The sequence below is a fragment of the Leclercia barmai genome, assembly GCF_049312895.1.
Lineage (GTDB): Bacteria > Pseudomonadota > Gammaproteobacteria > Enterobacterales > Enterobacteriaceae > Enterobacter > Enterobacter barmai.
This window is the reverse complement of the sequence record NZ_JBMNWZ010000022.1, coordinates 1-425: the sequence shown is the minus strand read 5'-3', so window position 1 is coordinate 425 and position 425 is coordinate 1. Positions and strand designations below refer to the sequence as shown.

Annotated in this window: 1 protein-coding gene; it reads left to right on the top strand. The window is 51.3% G+C overall.

The window, feature by feature from the left end; all coding sequences use genetic code 11:
• Nucleotides 1-425 (top strand): EF-Tu C-terminal domain-related protein (locus ACOYA6_RS23045; protein ID WP_422655480.1); only part of this gene is annotated, 425 nt, incomplete at both ends.

Genomic DNA, 425 nt, shown 5'->3' with positions numbered 1-425 from the left:
GTTGGTGAAGAAGTTGAAATCGTTGGTATCAAAGAGACTGCGAAGTCTACCTGTACCGGCGTTGAAATGTTCCGCAAACTGCTGGACGAAGGCCGTGCCGGTGAGAACGTTGGTGTTCTGCTGCGTGGTATCAAACGTGAAGAAATCGAACGTGGTCAGGTTCTGGCTAAGCCAGGCTCAATCAAGCCACACACCAAGTTCGAATCTGAAGTGTACATTCTGTCCAAAGACGAAGGCGGCCGTCATACTCCGTTCTTCAAAGGCTACCGTCCACAGTTCTACTTCCGTACTACTGACGTGACCGGTACCATCGAACTGCCAGAAGGCGTTGAGATGGTAATGCCAGGCGACAACATCAAAATGGTTGTTACCCTGATCCACCCAATCGCGATGGACGACGGTCTGCGTTTCGCAATCCGTGAAGG